This is a genomic window from Candidatus Methylomirabilota bacterium (assembly GCA_035936835.1).
Classification (GTDB): Bacteria; Methylomirabilota; Methylomirabilia; order Rokubacteriales; family CSP1-6; genus AR37.
On the sequence record DASYVT010000034.1, the window covers coordinates 1 to 12,696 of the forward strand.

Sequence of the window (12,696 nt, forward strand, 5' to 3'; positions counted from 1 at the left end):
GTAGACGGACACCGGCGACCCCGCCGCCAGCACGACGGACGCCGGCTTTTCGGCTGAGAGGAAGCCCCACGCGGGACCGTAAACCTGGGCCCAGTCGAGGTCGAGGCTCCACGAGCGTACCGGGTAGACGTCCCACAGCGGATGCCTGACCTCGTAGACCAGTGTCCGGTCCCGCCTGTCGCGCCCGAAGCCCCATTGGTGCTCCTTGAAGAAGTGCTCCTCGCTGTCCTCTCCCGGCCGCACAGCGGGCTTGTTCCCAGCGACCTCGATAACGTGGGAGCGCCCGCGCCAGCGCAGGCGGCGTATGGTCACGATCGCCGACGCCTCTTCCGCGACGCCGCTCTCGATCGGCGCGACCAGGTAGGGCTCGTTGTAGATCGCGCGCGCAAGCCATGAGACAAGGGGCTGAGACACGAACTCGCGAATGAAGACGACGCCGCGACGATGGCCCTGTCTGACGTAGAAGCGCAGGTTGATCTCCGGGAACCTGCGCAGGCCGGGCCACGCGACGCCCCACACCCGAGTGTCCTGGAAATCGAAGGCGACCAGGCTCGCGAACGCCGACCCGCCGTGCTTGTCGAGCTCGAGCCCCGCAGGCAGGTGAGGGTCGAGCAGTGCCGGCGGCACCTCGTACGTCAGGATCGCGAGGTTCGACCACCGCGCCGTGAGGAACGGGCGGCGGATGGTCTTCATTGGAAGGATGCTCACTGGGTCACGATGCTCACTGGGGAACGGTGCTCACGGGGTCACGGGGAGCCCCGCGCCCGCTCAGATCTCAGGGCGCTTGCCGTGGGTGGCGCGCACAACGGTCTTGATGCCGCCGCGCACGGTGAAGTCGCCCACCACCTCGATCCAGCGCGGCCCGGCCACGGCCACGAAGTCGTTCAGGATCCGGTTGGTCACGTCCTCGTGGAAGGCGCCCTCGTTCCGGTACGACCAGATGTAGAGCTTGATGCTCTTGAGCTCGACGAGGTTCCGGTCGGGGACGTACCTGATCCTGATGGTGGCGAAGTCCGGCTGGCCGGTCCTGGGGCAGAGGCAGGTGAACTCCGGGATCTCGAGCGCGACCTCGTAGTCGCGGTCGGGATGCGGGTTCGGGACGACCTCGAGCTGTTTCCCGGGCTGGCTCGGCATGCGCCTATTCTACCGCGACGCGCCCACGGGCCGCGCGCGCCAGACGGTGTCTCGCGCGCGGTCGAAAACCTGCGCCGGCAGCCGCTCCAGCAGGACGACGCTCGTCCCCCGGCTTTCCACCGCGAAGACCCGCCCGCCGTCAACCCAGGTCACGAGCCCGCCCTCCCGGACCGCGGCCTTGCCGGCAAGCTCGGGGTGGCGCTTCTCGACCGAGGCCTGGAGATTGGTCGCCAGCGCCGCCGCGATCTGGGCGTCCGCCGTGACCACACGGTAGGCGATCACGAAGCGCCCCCCGTCGTCCTCCCAAATGCGGTAGCGGTCGCCGCGCCAGCCGGCTGCCGCGCGCCGCCCATCGACCTCGCCCAGGTGGAGCGCCAGCACGGCGCCGAGGGCGAATTCGCCGAGATCGTCGTCGGACACGAGGCGGCCTCCCGAGAGGAGGCGCGAGAGGTCCGGGATCGCGACGGGGATCGGGTTCTCGCGTGTGTCGAGGTATTTCTCCGGGTGGAGGATCTGGGTCGTCGAGCGCGGCGGATCGCGGTAGACGGCGCTCATGTCCGACCACGGATGGCGCTTCCTGAACTGGTAGACGAAGCCGAGCCCCTCGACGTAGGGGAAGAGCAGGAGGTCGCGCAGGAACTTGGGCGCCTTACCGACGACGGGCCCGCCTGCGCTCGAGACGATGAGGCCCTGCGCCATGGAGAGATCGGACAGCCCGCTGATGTCCATGCCCTGGGGCTTCAGCATCAGGTCGAAGCTGAGCGCCACGGCCTCGCCTTCGATGAGCGCCTGGCGGGCGAGCAGCCGGTCGCCGTGGCCTGGGTCGGGCGCGATGAAGTTGTCGAGCGGCAGCTCGCGGTCCTGGAGCGCGTGGACCAGCTCGTGCATGAGCGCCGCGCGCTGCTGCTCGGGCGGGAGCCAGTCGCCGACGACCATGACCTTGCCGCGCGGGTCGTAGTAGGCGGAGACCTGCTCCTCGAGGAGATCCAGGAAGAGACGGCGGAGGTCGTAGTCGGGCGGGATCATTCCCCAGGCGACCATGCTCTTGCGCTCGGCCTCGAGGACGGCCGGGGAGTAGCGGCGGGTCATCTCCTGCTCGATGAAGCGCCGGTTCTCCGCCCGCGAGCGGAGCAGGACCGGCGGCGGGCCGGGGGCGGCGATGCCCTTGAGCGCCGCGAGCTGCTGGTACAGCGGGGCGGCGACGGCATCGAGCGCGGCCTGTGCTGGGTTCGGCTGCTGGGCGCGGAGCGTCGGCGCCGCGGCAAATGCGGCGGCCAGAGCGAGGAGCGCGAGGGCCGGGGCGCGGCGCATGCGCTGATGATACCTCACCGGCCCATGGTCAGCGCGATGCCGACCACCACGAGGAGTGTGGAGAGGACGAGCTCCGGCGCCAGCCCCTCGCCCCCGACCGCGGCGGCGATCAGCACGCCCCAGATCGGAGTGGTCAGGGCCACGGTGGCGAGCGCGCTCGGCCGGTAGATCTGCAGGAGCCGCGCGTTCATGACGAAGTTGAAGCCGCCGATGACGACGCCCTGGAAGAGGATCGACAGGATGAGCGTTGCCGTCCAGCGGGTGGGCCGTCCGGACTCCACGGCGAGGCTGATCAGAAAGAAGCCCACGCTGCCGATGACAGACTGGTAGAGCATGAGGCGCACCGGATCCACGCGCTGGACCGTCTTGGCGATGTAGACGATGCGCTCGCCCAGCAGCAGGGCGGAGAGCGCGACGATGAGGTCGCCCAGGAGCGTGCTGCTCGACGTCGTGAAGCTGCGCCCGAAGAGGATGATGACGCCACTGTAGGCCACGAGCACTCCGGCGAGCTTGCGCGGGGTCAGCCGGTCGCCGGGGATCATGAAGTGAGCGAAGACCACGGTGTGGATGGCGTAGGAATTCAGCACGATGACGCCGTGGGCCGCCGTGGTGCGCTCGAGGCCGACGTTCATGAGCGCGATCTGGAGCACGAAGAGGAGACCGAGCGACCAGATCGGCTTGGCCTCACCCGGGCGGATCACGAGCACGTCGGGACGGCGGCTCGCCAGGGCGTAGGTGGAGATCGCAACGGCGCTCACCACGAAGCGCAGGAGGGCCATCTGGAGCGGCGCGACGTCGGAGAGGCCGAGCTTGATGGCGACGGGGTTGGCGCCCCAGAGGGCGGAGAGCAGCAGCGCCAGCGCGGCGCCTTTGGGGTCGAGGGAGCGATGCTCGAGCACGGGACGGGCTATGGTAGCATGAGCCTCAATGAAGATCGGTCTCGTCGGGCTTCCCAAGAGCGGAAAGACCTCGCTGTTCAACCTGCTGACCGGTGCGTCGCTGGCGACCTCGTCGTTCGGAGGCTCGCGCGCGGAGATGCACGCGGGCGTGGCGCGCGTGCCCGACCCGCGGGTGGACACGCTGACCGCGCTCTTCAAGCCAAAGAAGACGACCTTCGCGTCGTTCGAAGTGGTAGACCTCGCCGGGATCACCAAGGGCGACCGCGAGGGATTGGACGCCAAGGAATTCAGGAACGCGGACGCGCTCTTGCACGTGGTGCGCGCCTTTCCCGACGCCGCCGGCGCGGCGCCTAACCCGAAGGGCGACATCGCGGATCTTGAGACGGAGCTGATCCTGGCCGACCTCGAGGTGGTGGAGCGCCGGCTAGAGCGGCTCGAGGCCTCCATCAAGAAGAAGCGCACGGACGCCGACGTCAAGGAGCAGGCGATCCTCCTGCGTCTCAAGCCCGCGCTCGAGTCCGAGACGCCGATCCGCGCGGCCGAGCTCTCGGACGATGACGCCCGGGCGATCCGCGGCTTCACGTTCCTCTCGCAGAAGCCCATCCTCCACTGCCTGAACCTCGCGGAGAAGGAGATCGACCGGGGCAAGACTCTCGTCGAGAGTTTCGGGCTCGGGGAGATTACCGGGCGCCCGGGCACTGCCGTCGGCTGGGTCTCCGCCGTCATCGAGGCTGAAGTGGCGCAACTGGCGGGGGAGGAGCAGGCGGCCTTTCTCGCCGACCTCGGGCTGAGCGAGCCGGCCATCAGGCGCGTGCTTCGCGACTGCTATGCGCTCCTCGGACTGATCTCCTTCTTCACCGTGGGTGAGGACGAGGTGCGCGCGTGGTCTGTCCCGCGCGGCACCCGCGCCCAGGATGCGGCCGGCGCCATCCACTCAGACATCGCGCGCGGCTTCATCCGCGCCGAGGTCGTGGGCTACAACGAACTGGTCGCCGCCGAAGGCTCCATGGCCGCGGTGCGCGAGAAGGGGCAGTTCCGCCTCGAGGGCAAGGACTACGTCGTTCAGGACGGCGAGATCTGCCACTTCCGCTTCAACGTCGCCAAATAGTAGTTCGAGCTGAGCCGCAGGAGGAGCCGCAGGTGTGGCCGTTCGAGCTGAGCGGCCATGCCGCGAGGCGAGGCCCGAGTTAGACGCGCGGCGAGGCGAGTGCTGAGTAAGATCCCTTACGGCCCCGGGGTCAGGGGGCCGTGGGAGATCACCAGGATCCGGACGTCGGTGAGCGCGCGCTCGGGGCCGTGCTTGACGCCGCCGGGCACGCAGAAGTAGTCGCCGGGGCCGTAGACGATGGGCCCGACCTGCCACTGGCCTTCGAGCACCAGCACCTCCCAGCCCTTCGAGTACTTGACGGCCAGGGTGCGGGCCTTGGTCTCCGGATCCATGTTGAGCAGGAGGATCCAGGCGCCCTCGCGGTCCTTGAAGACGGGCCGCCACTCGCCCTCCACCGTGCTCTTCTTCGCGATCGCGCCTCTCATGGCGGCGGTCCTTTCTGTATGCCCCTCGGCAGGTGGCCCCAGACGATCCAGTGACGGTCGCTGGCGAACTCGCACACGAGCCCTCCCAGGCCGCGCGAGCGGATCTGGTAGCGGAGCTCGCGAAGGGTGAAGGCGGCGCAGAGCGAGTTGAAGAAGTCTTCCTTGAGGACCGGCGCCTCGCTGCCGGAATACTGCTCGACGATCTCCCGCGCCCGCCCGGGAGACTCTGGGCGGAGGAGATCCATGATGAGCACGGCCGCACCCGGCTTGCCCAGACGCACCACCTCGTTCCAGAAGCGCTGCGGGTCGGGGATATGGTGGACGAGGCTGTTCGACACGACGGCGTCGAAGCTCTGGAGCGGAAGCGGCAGCATGGGCAGCCGGGCGCAGCGCGGGTGCACGCGGTCCTCCACGCCTGCTTGCTTCGCCGCCAGCTTCGCGAGCGCGATCATCGGCTCCGAGCCGTCCACCGCGGTGATGGTGAACCCGGGCAGGGCCTTAGCAAAGCGCACGGGAATGTCGCCAGGGCCGCAGCCGAGATCGACCATGGCGCCGCCGACGGCCTTGGGGAAGCACGCGCGAAAGCGATCCACGAAGCCCTGGTTGACCTGCGCGAAGTCGGCCTTCGCGTAGGCGAGCGCCTGGTCCTCGCCGGTCATCAGCTCGGGCTCGAGGACACGGTCCACGCGCTACCGCCCGAGCACCCAGAAGAGACACGTGACCGGAAAGGTGAGGACGAGATGGTCGCGAGGAGAGGCCTTGTCGGGAGCGAAGCAGCCGTCGGCGATCGAGAGCGGATCCGCGGTCCCCGAGAGGTCGCCGTCGGCGTGGGACGCGCAGGCGGACGTGCAGAGCTCTAGGTGCACGTGCGGGATGTGTACCGCGTTGCCGCTCATGCCGATCTGGCCGATCTGCTCGCCGCGGCTCACCCTCTGGCCCTGGACCACGGTGAGGCTCTGCATGTGGCAGTAGGCCGTCCAGCGCCTAAAGCCCGGGTGCTCGATCACCACGCCATTCCCGCAACCCGGGGGCCAGTCGATGATCCGGCTCACGACGCCATCGGCGGCGGCGAGGACCGGTGCGCCCAGCTGGCCGCCGAAGTCCACGCCGGCATGGCGCCTGAGCCGCGGCCGGTTGTCGGCGCCGTTGTACGAGCGGTAGGTCGAAAGGATGACGACCTCGTCCGTTGCGACGGAGGTCTCACCCGAAGCCGGCGGACGCACGAGGACCGCCGCCAGCAGAAGTCCCGAGACGGCGGCTCGCCAGGCCATCTTATTGAGGCTTGATCCCCATGAGCTTCACTGTGCCACCGAGCGACTGCACGAGCTCGATCATCGTGGCGTCCGAGTGCTGGGTCAAGAGGACGCAGCCGGCGCCGAGGATGAGCCCTGTGCCGCCGGTCTGGCCGAGCGCGTCCTGCGCCTCGGCCTTGGCGTCCGGACCGGTGCCGTTCTTGAGCGTGCTCCACTGGTTGAGCCCGCCCTGAACCGCGCCCGGCACCATGGCCTTGCCCTCGGCGAGCGTGGGCCCCGCGCGGCGGTCGTCCCAGTTCCACACGTCGGCTGGAAGCGCCGCCAAGCGGTCGAACATCAGCCGCTCGCCGTGGCAGTGGAGCACGGTGAGGCGCGAGTGCTCGCGCACGGCCTCGAGGATGCGGCGGTCGTGGGGCTCGCCGAAGCGCGCGTACTCTTCTTCCGTGTGGAAGGCGTGGCTCGCGGCCTGGATGGAGTAGAAGATTCCTTCCGCGCTCTCCCGGAAGCACGCCTCCATGAAGGCGAGGATCGTCTCGGTGATGGCGACGAGCGCGTCCTCGACGAGGCGCGTGTTCTCCTTGATGTCGTAGTTGAGCCGGTCGCCCGAGAGCTTGCGCGCCAGCGACAGCGGGCTGAACACCGTCGGGACGACCGAGCAGTCGGCCCGGCGGTCCACCACGCAGCGGATGACGGACTCGATGTGCGACGCCCAGCCCGTGGATTCCATGGCGACGGGACGGATCTTCTTCCAGTCCTCGGGAGCGTTCACCGCGTGGCGCAGGCAGGGACGGTGGCCGTCCGGCGCCAGCTCCTCGCTCTCGACGCAGCCCCAGTCCTCGACCGCATAGCCGCCGGCGGGCGTGACCTTGAGGAAGTCCGAGCCGTAGCGTTCGTGGAAGCGGAGCGTGGTCTGGGCCAGCGCCGCGGGCGAGCGGTCCACGTTGGGGAAGTGGCGCCAGAACGCGTACGGCGGCCGGTCGGTCGGCTCGCGCTTGATCGCCGCCAGGATTCTCTCACGCTTGGTCATGGGCTCCGTGCCTCAGGTGCGGGGGAAGTTCATACAGTCCACGAAGACATCCTGGAAGTCGGGGTGGGCCGCCAGCGAGACGTGCTCGATGCCGCGCGCGATCAGCGTAGCGCGGCCGCGCTCGGCTTCGGAGAGCAGCGCCAGCTGGGCGCCCAGCACGGCCGCGTTGCCGACGTAACGGATGCGCGGCTCGGGCAGGGCGGGGATGAGGCCGATCCTGAGCGCGCTCCGTATCGAGAGGTAGTTGCCGAAGCCGCCCGCCAGCATGAGCTCGGCGACCTTGTCGTCGGGCACGCCGGCGATCTTCTGGAGCATCGCCGCGCCCGAGGCGATGGCGCCCTTGCAGAGCTGCACCTGGCGGACGTCGTCCTGGGTCAGGACGATCTCCTGGTTGGACCCGCTCTCACCCGGCCGGGCGAGAATCACGGCCCGCTCTTCTCCATGCTTGATCACACGCGCGCGTAGTGGCGGAGGCACGTTCTCGAGATGGTCGAGGTCGATCAGGCCGGTCCAGTCGATCACGCCCGCGTCCAGCAGCGCGGCGATGGCGTCGATGAGGCCTGAGCCGCAGATGCCCTGCGCCGCGGCCTCGCCGATTGTGTGGAGCAGCAGGTCGCCGCCCTCGAGGGCGACCCGGTCGATGGCGCCCAGCGCTGCGCGCATGCCGTGGCGGATCTGCGCGCCCTCGAGCGCGGGGCCCGCCGGCGCCGAGCAGGCCCAGAGGTGCTCGCGCGATCCCAGCAGGACCTCGCCGTTGGTCCCGATGTCCACGGCGATCCGGATCTCGGGCGACTCGTCCATGCGCGTGGCGAGCGCCACGGCGACGGCGTCGGCGCCGACGAAGCCCGCGACGATGGGCAGGAGGCAGACGCGCGCCTCCGGGTTGACCTTGAGGAAAAGCTCGCGCGCGGCGAGCGTCAGCGGATGGCGCATGACGGGGGCGTAGGGAGCGAGCCCCACGTACGAGGGGTCTATGCCCAGGAGTACGTGGTGCATGCAGGTATTGCCGACGACGACGACCTTGTAGATCCACTTCGCGAGCACGCCGGAGTCGCGGCACACCTGCTCGATGTGCTGGTTGAGGAGCCCAATGATGCGCGTCTGGAGCTTGCGGAGCTTGCCCGGGTCGAACTGGGCGAAGGCGATGCGGGACATGAGGTCACCGCCGAAGACGGCCTGCGGATTGAGGCTCGACACCGACGCGAGCTGCTCGCCCGAGGCGAGCTCCATCAGCGTGGTCACCACGCTCGTCGTGCCGACGTCGATGGCGAGGCCGAAGGCCAGGAGATGCGTGTCGCCGGGCTCGACGGACAGGATGCGGCGGCCGAAGGAGGCGACGGTCACCTCGCCCTCGTGCTCGCGGAGCGCCTGGGGGAGAGTCTTCAGGACTTCAGGAGCACAGTCATCGGGCGTCCGGCCGACGGCGGCGAGAACGGCCTCGAGGTCGGACGTCTGGTGGTGCTCCTCAGTGGGCAGCGTGACGCGCACCAGCCGCTTGGTCACGCCCGCGTCGATCGTGACCGGCATCGGGGCGCCCGCAGGGCGCTCGCCGCCCAGGATTTGGAAGCTCTGGTCGTCCACCGGCGGAGTGATCTGCACCGTGATCGGATCGCTTACCCGGCACTGACAGGAGAGGCGGTAGCCCTCGCGGACGGGAGCGTCTCCCAGCTGCACCTCGTCCATGATGGTGGGCGGCGGGACGATGCCCGAAACGAACTTGACGCGGCAGGAGGTGCAGCGGCCGCGCCCGCCGCAGGTCGCTTCGATGTCGACCCCGGCGGCGTGGGCGGAGGCGAGGATGGTCGCGCCGGATTTGACTTGGAGGGTGAGCCCGGCGGGCAGGAAGGTGAGCGCCACCGTCGCCATGCGTTTGAAGATACCACTTCCCGCTTGACTTCCCCGAGAGCTTTGCCGATAGTGACCGCACCCCATGAACCCTTGGGCGCGTCCGGCCCGCAGGTGATCAGGGAGGCCCGGTGCTCTCCTACTCGCTCCAGCGGCTTCTCTGGCTGATCCCGACCCTCCTCGCGATGGCGCTGGTCACGTTCCTCGTGATGCACGCCACGCCGGGCAGCCCGCTGGACCCTGTCGCCGAGGGCGCCAACCCGCTCTCGCCCGAAGCGCAGAAGAACCTCGCCGAGGCCTACGGGCTCGACAAGCCGCTCTGGGAGCAGTTCGGCATCTTCGTCGGCAAGGCGCTCCGCGGCGACTTCGGCCAGTCCTTCGTCTACAAGACACGGACGGTGAGCGAGATCCTGATCGACGCCTTCCCGGTGTCGCTGCTCCTCGGCAGCATGGCGCTCGTGCTGGCCGTCACGGGCGGGGTGACGCTCGGCGTGCTGGCCGCCGTGTACCAGAACCGCTCGTGGGACTATGTCTCAGTCACGGTGGCGACCCTGGGTGTCAGCGTGCCGAACTTCGTGCTCGCGGTCTTCCTGATCGTGCTCTTCTCTTTCGTCCTGCCGATCTTCCCAACCGGCGGCTGGAACGAACCCAAGGACTGGGTTCTGCCCACCGTGACGCTCGCGCTCGGCCCGATGGGCATCATCGCGCGCTTCACGCGCTCGAGCATGGTCGAGGTCATCCGCTCCGACTACATCCGGACCGCCCGCGCCAAGGGGCTGGCCGAGGCCCCGGTCATCCTCAAGCACGTGCTCAAGAACGCCTGCATCCCGGTGGTGACCCTCCTCGGCCCGCTCTTCGCCGCGATCGGCACCGGCTCCTTCTTCGTCGAGTCCATCTTCCGGGTCCCGGGCATGGGGCGCTTCTTCGTGCTCTCCATGACCGGGCGCGACTACCCCATGATCATGGCCGTGATCCTGCTCTACGGGGGATTCCTGACCCTCATGAACCTCGCAGTGGACCTCCTCTATGGCTTTATCGACCCCCGCATCCGGTACTAGCCTCGACATCGCGGACCTCCTGGCGGCCGCGCCGTCGGCGGCGACGTCGAGCCTCTGGCGTGACGCTTGGCGCCGACTGCTGCGCAACAAGCTCGCCGTAGGGGGCGGCGTCACCGTCGTGCTGCTCTGCCTGGTCGCGATCTTCGCGAACGTCCTGGCGCCTCAGTCGTACACGAAGGCCAACTTCGGGAGCATCTACGAGTTCCCCTCGCGGGAATTCCCGCTCGGCACGGACCAGCTCGGCCGCGACGTGCTCTCGCGGATGATCTACGGCGCCCGCGTGTCGATGCTCGTGGGGCTGGGCTCCCAGGTCATCGTGGTGCTGCTCGGAGTGCCGCTCGGCGCCGTGGCAGGTTATGTCGGCGGCAGGACCGACATCCTGATGACGCGCTTCATCGACGTGATGTACGCCTTCCCGCGGCTCCTCTTCGTGATCCTTGTCATGTCCATGCTGGGCGCGGGGCTCATGAACATCTTCATCGCTCTTGGGCTTACCGGCTGGGTCGGCATCGCGCGGCAGACCCGCGCCCAGGTGCTGGCGCTCAAGGAGAAGGAGTTTGTCGAGGGCGCCCGCGCCCTCGGCGCCCGCGGCTGGCGCGTGCTGACGCGTCATATCCTGCCGAGCGCGCTCACGCCCATCGTGGTATCGGTCACCTTCGGCATCCCCGAGGCCATCTTCACCGAGGCCGCGCTGTCCTTCATCGGCGTGGGCATCAACCCGCCGACGCCGTCCTGGGGGCAGATGGTCGGCGAGAACCAGCAGTTCCTCCGCTCCTACTGGTACCTGTGCGTCTTCCCGTCCATCGCCATCGCGGTCACGATGCTGTCCTTCACCTTCTTCGGCGACGGCGTCCGTGACGCCCTCGACCCCAAAATGAAGTAAGGGAGGTTACACCATGCGGATTCCCGACGAGCAGCTGGCACTCTTCGAGCAGCGCCTCCAGGCCATCGGCCTCGGCCGGCGCGACTTCCTCAAGGCGGTCGGCGCCATGGCCGCGTTCGGCGGCCTCGGCTTCGCCACCACGGCCCAGGCGGCGAAGCCCTCCAAGCCCGCACCCGGCGAGAAGCTCGCGAAGGAGCAGCTCTTCCGCCTCGGGGGCGGCGGCTACTATCAGAACGATCCCGCCAGCCACGACTTCAACAAGGACCTCTACTGCCAGGGCGTGTCCGCGCTTTTCGCCGGCCTCATGGTCTTCGACGCGGATTTTCTCGCTGTACCGTATTTGGCGACCAAGGTCGACAGCAACAAGGACGGCTCGGTCTGGACCTTCACGATCCGCAAGGACTCGCGCTGGTCTGACAACGCGCCCGTCTCGGCTCGGGACTTCGAGTACTCGTGGAAGCGGCAGCTGAATCCCGAGAGCAAGGCGCCCTACGCCGCGTTCCTGTACGACATCAAGAACGGCGAGGCCTTCAACAAGAAGCAGATCACCGACCCGAGCCAGGTCGGCGTCCGCGCCAAGGATGACTGGACGCTCGAAGTCACCCTCGAGGGACCCCGCGGCTACTTCCCGGTCCTCGCGGCCTATCTTGCCGCGTTTCCGGCGTATCAGCGCGCGGTGGAGAAGCACGGTGACAAGTGGACCGAGGCGGCGAACATCGTCTGCAACGGCCCCTTCGTGCTCGATTCCTGGGAGCACAACAAGCAGATGACGCTCCGCAAGAACCCGTACTTCTTCGGAGCCAAGGACGTCCACCTGACCAAGGTCGTCATCCCGATCATTCCGGTGGCGTCGGGCGCCCTGCCGTACGAGAACAACGAGATCGACCTGACGCTGCTCCAGGCCGGCGACCTCAAGCGCCTGCAGTCGGATCCCCGCGCGTCCAAGGACGTCTTCCGATATCCGTTCCCCGGAACCTGGTACCTCCTGCCGCAGGTGACGAAGCCGCCCTTCGACAACCTCAAGGTCCGTCGCGCCGTGGCCCACGCCATCGACCGCGACAATGTGGTGAAGGTGGCGCAGGGGCTTGCCGTGCCGGCGTGGTCGATGATCCCGCCGGGGTTCCCCGGCGCCGTCGACACGCCGACGATCAAGGCCATCCAGCGCTTCGACAAGAAGGCCGCGATGGAGATGCTCAAGGGCACGCCCTTCGAGGGCGGCAAGAACTGGCCGAAGATCGTCCTGTCGATGCGTGACGAGGCCCTCGGCGCCAAGTCGCTGGCCGAGGCCGTCCAAGCGGTCCTGCTCGAGAACCTCAACATGAAGACGGAGCTCGAGGTGCTCGAGCCGCGCGTGTTCCGCGAACGCCTGTGGAAGCAGGACCTCCAGTTCGTGTGGATCCGGTGGTTCATGGACTACCCGGACCCGCACAACGAGTACTTCGACACCTTCTACGGCAAGAAGACGACGGGCAGGCGCCAGGCCTGGGTCAACGAGACCTTCGACAAGGAGCTCGAGGCCGGGCGCGACACGCGGGACGCGGCCAAGCGCATGGCGCACTACGCCAAGGCGGAGGAGATCATGCAGACCGACGCGGGCTACGTACCTGTCGCGTGGGTCGTCCGCTACGCAGCCGCCAAGCCCTGGGTCAAGGGCATCGAGAAGAACAAGAAGGGCGAGTTCGTCATCGACGGCAACATCTACGTCGACATGCTCGAGCACATCTACATCGTCGAGAAGGGCTAGCCGGGCACG

General features: G+C 68.4%; 13 protein-coding genes. 4 read left to right on the forward strand and 9 right to left on the reverse strand.

What is annotated here, in order from left to right; translation table 11 throughout:
- From VGV06_03210 to VGV06_03225, 4 genes are all read right to left on the reverse strand, one after another.
- Nucleotides 1-693 (reverse strand): DUF2071 domain-containing protein (locus VGV06_03210; protein ID HEV2054164.1); only part of this gene is annotated, 693 nt, incomplete at its 3' end.
- A gap of 75 nt (nt 694-768) precedes the next feature.
- The gene (gene queF, locus VGV06_03215; protein HEV2054165.1) at nt 769-1,134 is read right to left on the reverse strand and encodes a preQ(1) synthase; all 366 of its coding nucleotides are present in this window, start codon (nt 1,132-1,134) and stop codon (nt 769-771) included.
- Nucleotides 1,135-1,143: 9 nt separating this feature from the next.
- Complete coding sequence (locus VGV06_03220; protein HEV2054166.1) at nt 1,144-2,445, reverse strand: ImmA/IrrE family metallo-endopeptidase; 1,302 nt, start codon at nt 2,443-2,445, stop codon at nt 1,144-1,146.
- Between the two features lie 14 nt (nt 2,446-2,459).
- Nucleotides 2,460-3,344: a DMT family transporter gene (locus VGV06_03225; protein HEV2054167.1), complete on the reverse strand. Its 885-nt coding sequence runs from the start codon at nt 3,342-3,344 to the stop codon at nt 2,460-2,462.
- A gap of 28 nt (nt 3,345-3,372) precedes the next feature.
- Here VGV06_03225 and VGV06_03230 point away from each other — a divergent pair, with 28 nt between their 5' ends.
- Nucleotides 3,373-4,452, forward strand: coding sequence for a DUF933 domain-containing protein (locus VGV06_03230; GenBank protein HEV2054168.1), 1,080 nt, complete (start codon nt 3,373-3,375; stop codon nt 4,450-4,452).
- Nucleotides 4,453-4,568: 116 nt separating this feature from the next.
- Here VGV06_03230 and VGV06_03235 read toward each other — a convergent pair whose 3' ends face one another.
- The 5 genes from VGV06_03235 to VGV06_03255 are packed head-to-tail and all read right to left on the reverse strand — an operon-like array spanning nt 4,569 to nt 9,023.
- The gene (locus VGV06_03235) at nt 4,569-4,877 is read right to left on the reverse strand and encodes a hypothetical protein (GenBank protein HEV2054169.1); all 309 of its coding nucleotides are present in this window, start codon (nt 4,875-4,877) and stop codon (nt 4,569-4,571) included.
- Nucleotides 4,874-5,563: a methyltransferase domain-containing protein gene (locus tag VGV06_03240; GenBank protein HEV2054170.1), complete on the reverse strand. Its 690-nt coding sequence runs from the start codon at nt 5,561-5,563 to the stop codon at nt 4,874-4,876. Before VGV06_03240 ends, VGV06_03235 begins: the two co-directional genes overlap by 4 nt.
- Before the next feature lie 3 nt (nt 5,564-5,566).
- Nucleotides 5,567-6,148, reverse strand: coding sequence for a M23 family metallopeptidase (locus tag VGV06_03245; protein ID HEV2054171.1), 582 nt, complete (start codon nt 6,146-6,148; stop codon nt 5,567-5,569).
- Between the two features lies 1 nt (nt 6,149).
- On the reverse strand, nt 6,150-7,157 hold the full coding sequence (locus VGV06_03250) for a uroporphyrinogen decarboxylase family protein (protein HEV2054172.1): 1,008 nt from the start codon (nt 7,155-7,157) through the stop codon (nt 6,150-6,152).
- Between the two features lie 12 nt (nt 7,158-7,169).
- Nucleotides 7,170-9,023 carry an ASKHA domain-containing protein gene (locus VGV06_03255; GenBank protein ID HEV2054173.1) on the reverse strand — a complete coding sequence of 618 codons (1,854 nt, stop codon included), beginning with the start codon at nt 9,021-9,023 and terminating at the stop codon, nt 7,170-7,172.
- 110 nt (nt 9,024-9,133) lie between these two features.
- On the opposite strand from VGV06_03255, the gene VGV06_03260 reads away from it, so the two are divergent.
- From VGV06_03260 to VGV06_03270, 3 genes are read left to right on the forward strand one after another with little or no spacing between them, the layout of a single operon-like run.
- Nucleotides 9,134-10,060, forward strand: a complete 927-nt coding sequence (locus tag VGV06_03260; protein HEV2054174.1) for an ABC transporter permease — start codon at nt 9,134-9,136, stop codon at nt 10,058-10,060.
- Nucleotides 10,029-10,943 (forward strand): ABC transporter permease, encoded by a 915-nt coding sequence (locus VGV06_03265; protein ID HEV2054175.1) that lies wholly within the window; start codon nt 10,029-10,031, stop codon nt 10,941-10,943. The genes VGV06_03260 and VGV06_03265 overlap by 32 nt, the downstream gene beginning before the upstream one ends.
- A 13-nt stretch (nt 10,944-10,956) precedes the next feature.
- Complete coding sequence (locus VGV06_03270; protein ID HEV2054176.1) at nt 10,957-12,687, forward strand: peptide ABC transporter substrate-binding protein; 1,731 nt, start codon at nt 10,957-10,959, stop codon at nt 12,685-12,687.
- The last annotated feature ends 9 nt before the right edge of the window (nt 12,688-12,696 follow it).

Coding starts and splice junctions, on each gene's coding strand:
- queF (HEV2054165.1), bottom strand. CDS start 1,134: ATGCCGAGCCAGCCCGGGAAACAGCTCGAGGTCGTCCCGAACCCGCAT.
- VGV06_03220 (HEV2054166.1), bottom strand. CDS start 2,445: ATGCGCCGCGCCCCGGCCCTCGCGCTCCTCGCTCTGGCCGCCGCATTT.
- VGV06_03230 (HEV2054168.1), top strand. CDS start 3,373: ATGAAGATCGGTCTCGTCGGGCTTCCCAAGAGCGGAAAGACCTCGCTG.
- VGV06_03235 (HEV2054169.1), bottom strand. CDS start 4,877: ATGAGAGGCGCGATCGCGAAGAAGAGCACGGTGGAGGGCGAGTGGCGG.
- VGV06_03245 (HEV2054171.1), bottom strand. CDS start 6,148: ATGGCCTGGCGAGCCGCCGTCTCGGGACTTCTGCTGGCGGCGGTCCTC.
- VGV06_03250 (HEV2054172.1), bottom strand. CDS start 7,157: ATGACCAAGCGTGAGAGAATCCTGGCGGCGATCAAGCGCGAGCCGACC.
- VGV06_03255 (HEV2054173.1), bottom strand. CDS start 9,023: ATGGCGACGGTGGCGCTCACCTTCCTGCCCGCCGGGCTCACCCTCCAA.
- VGV06_03265 (HEV2054175.1), top strand. CDS start 10,029: ATGGCTTTATCGACCCCCGCATCCGGTACTAGCCTCGACATCGCGGAC.
- VGV06_03270 (HEV2054176.1), top strand. CDS start 10,957: ATGCGGATTCCCGACGAGCAGCTGGCACTCTTCGAGCAGCGCCTCCAG.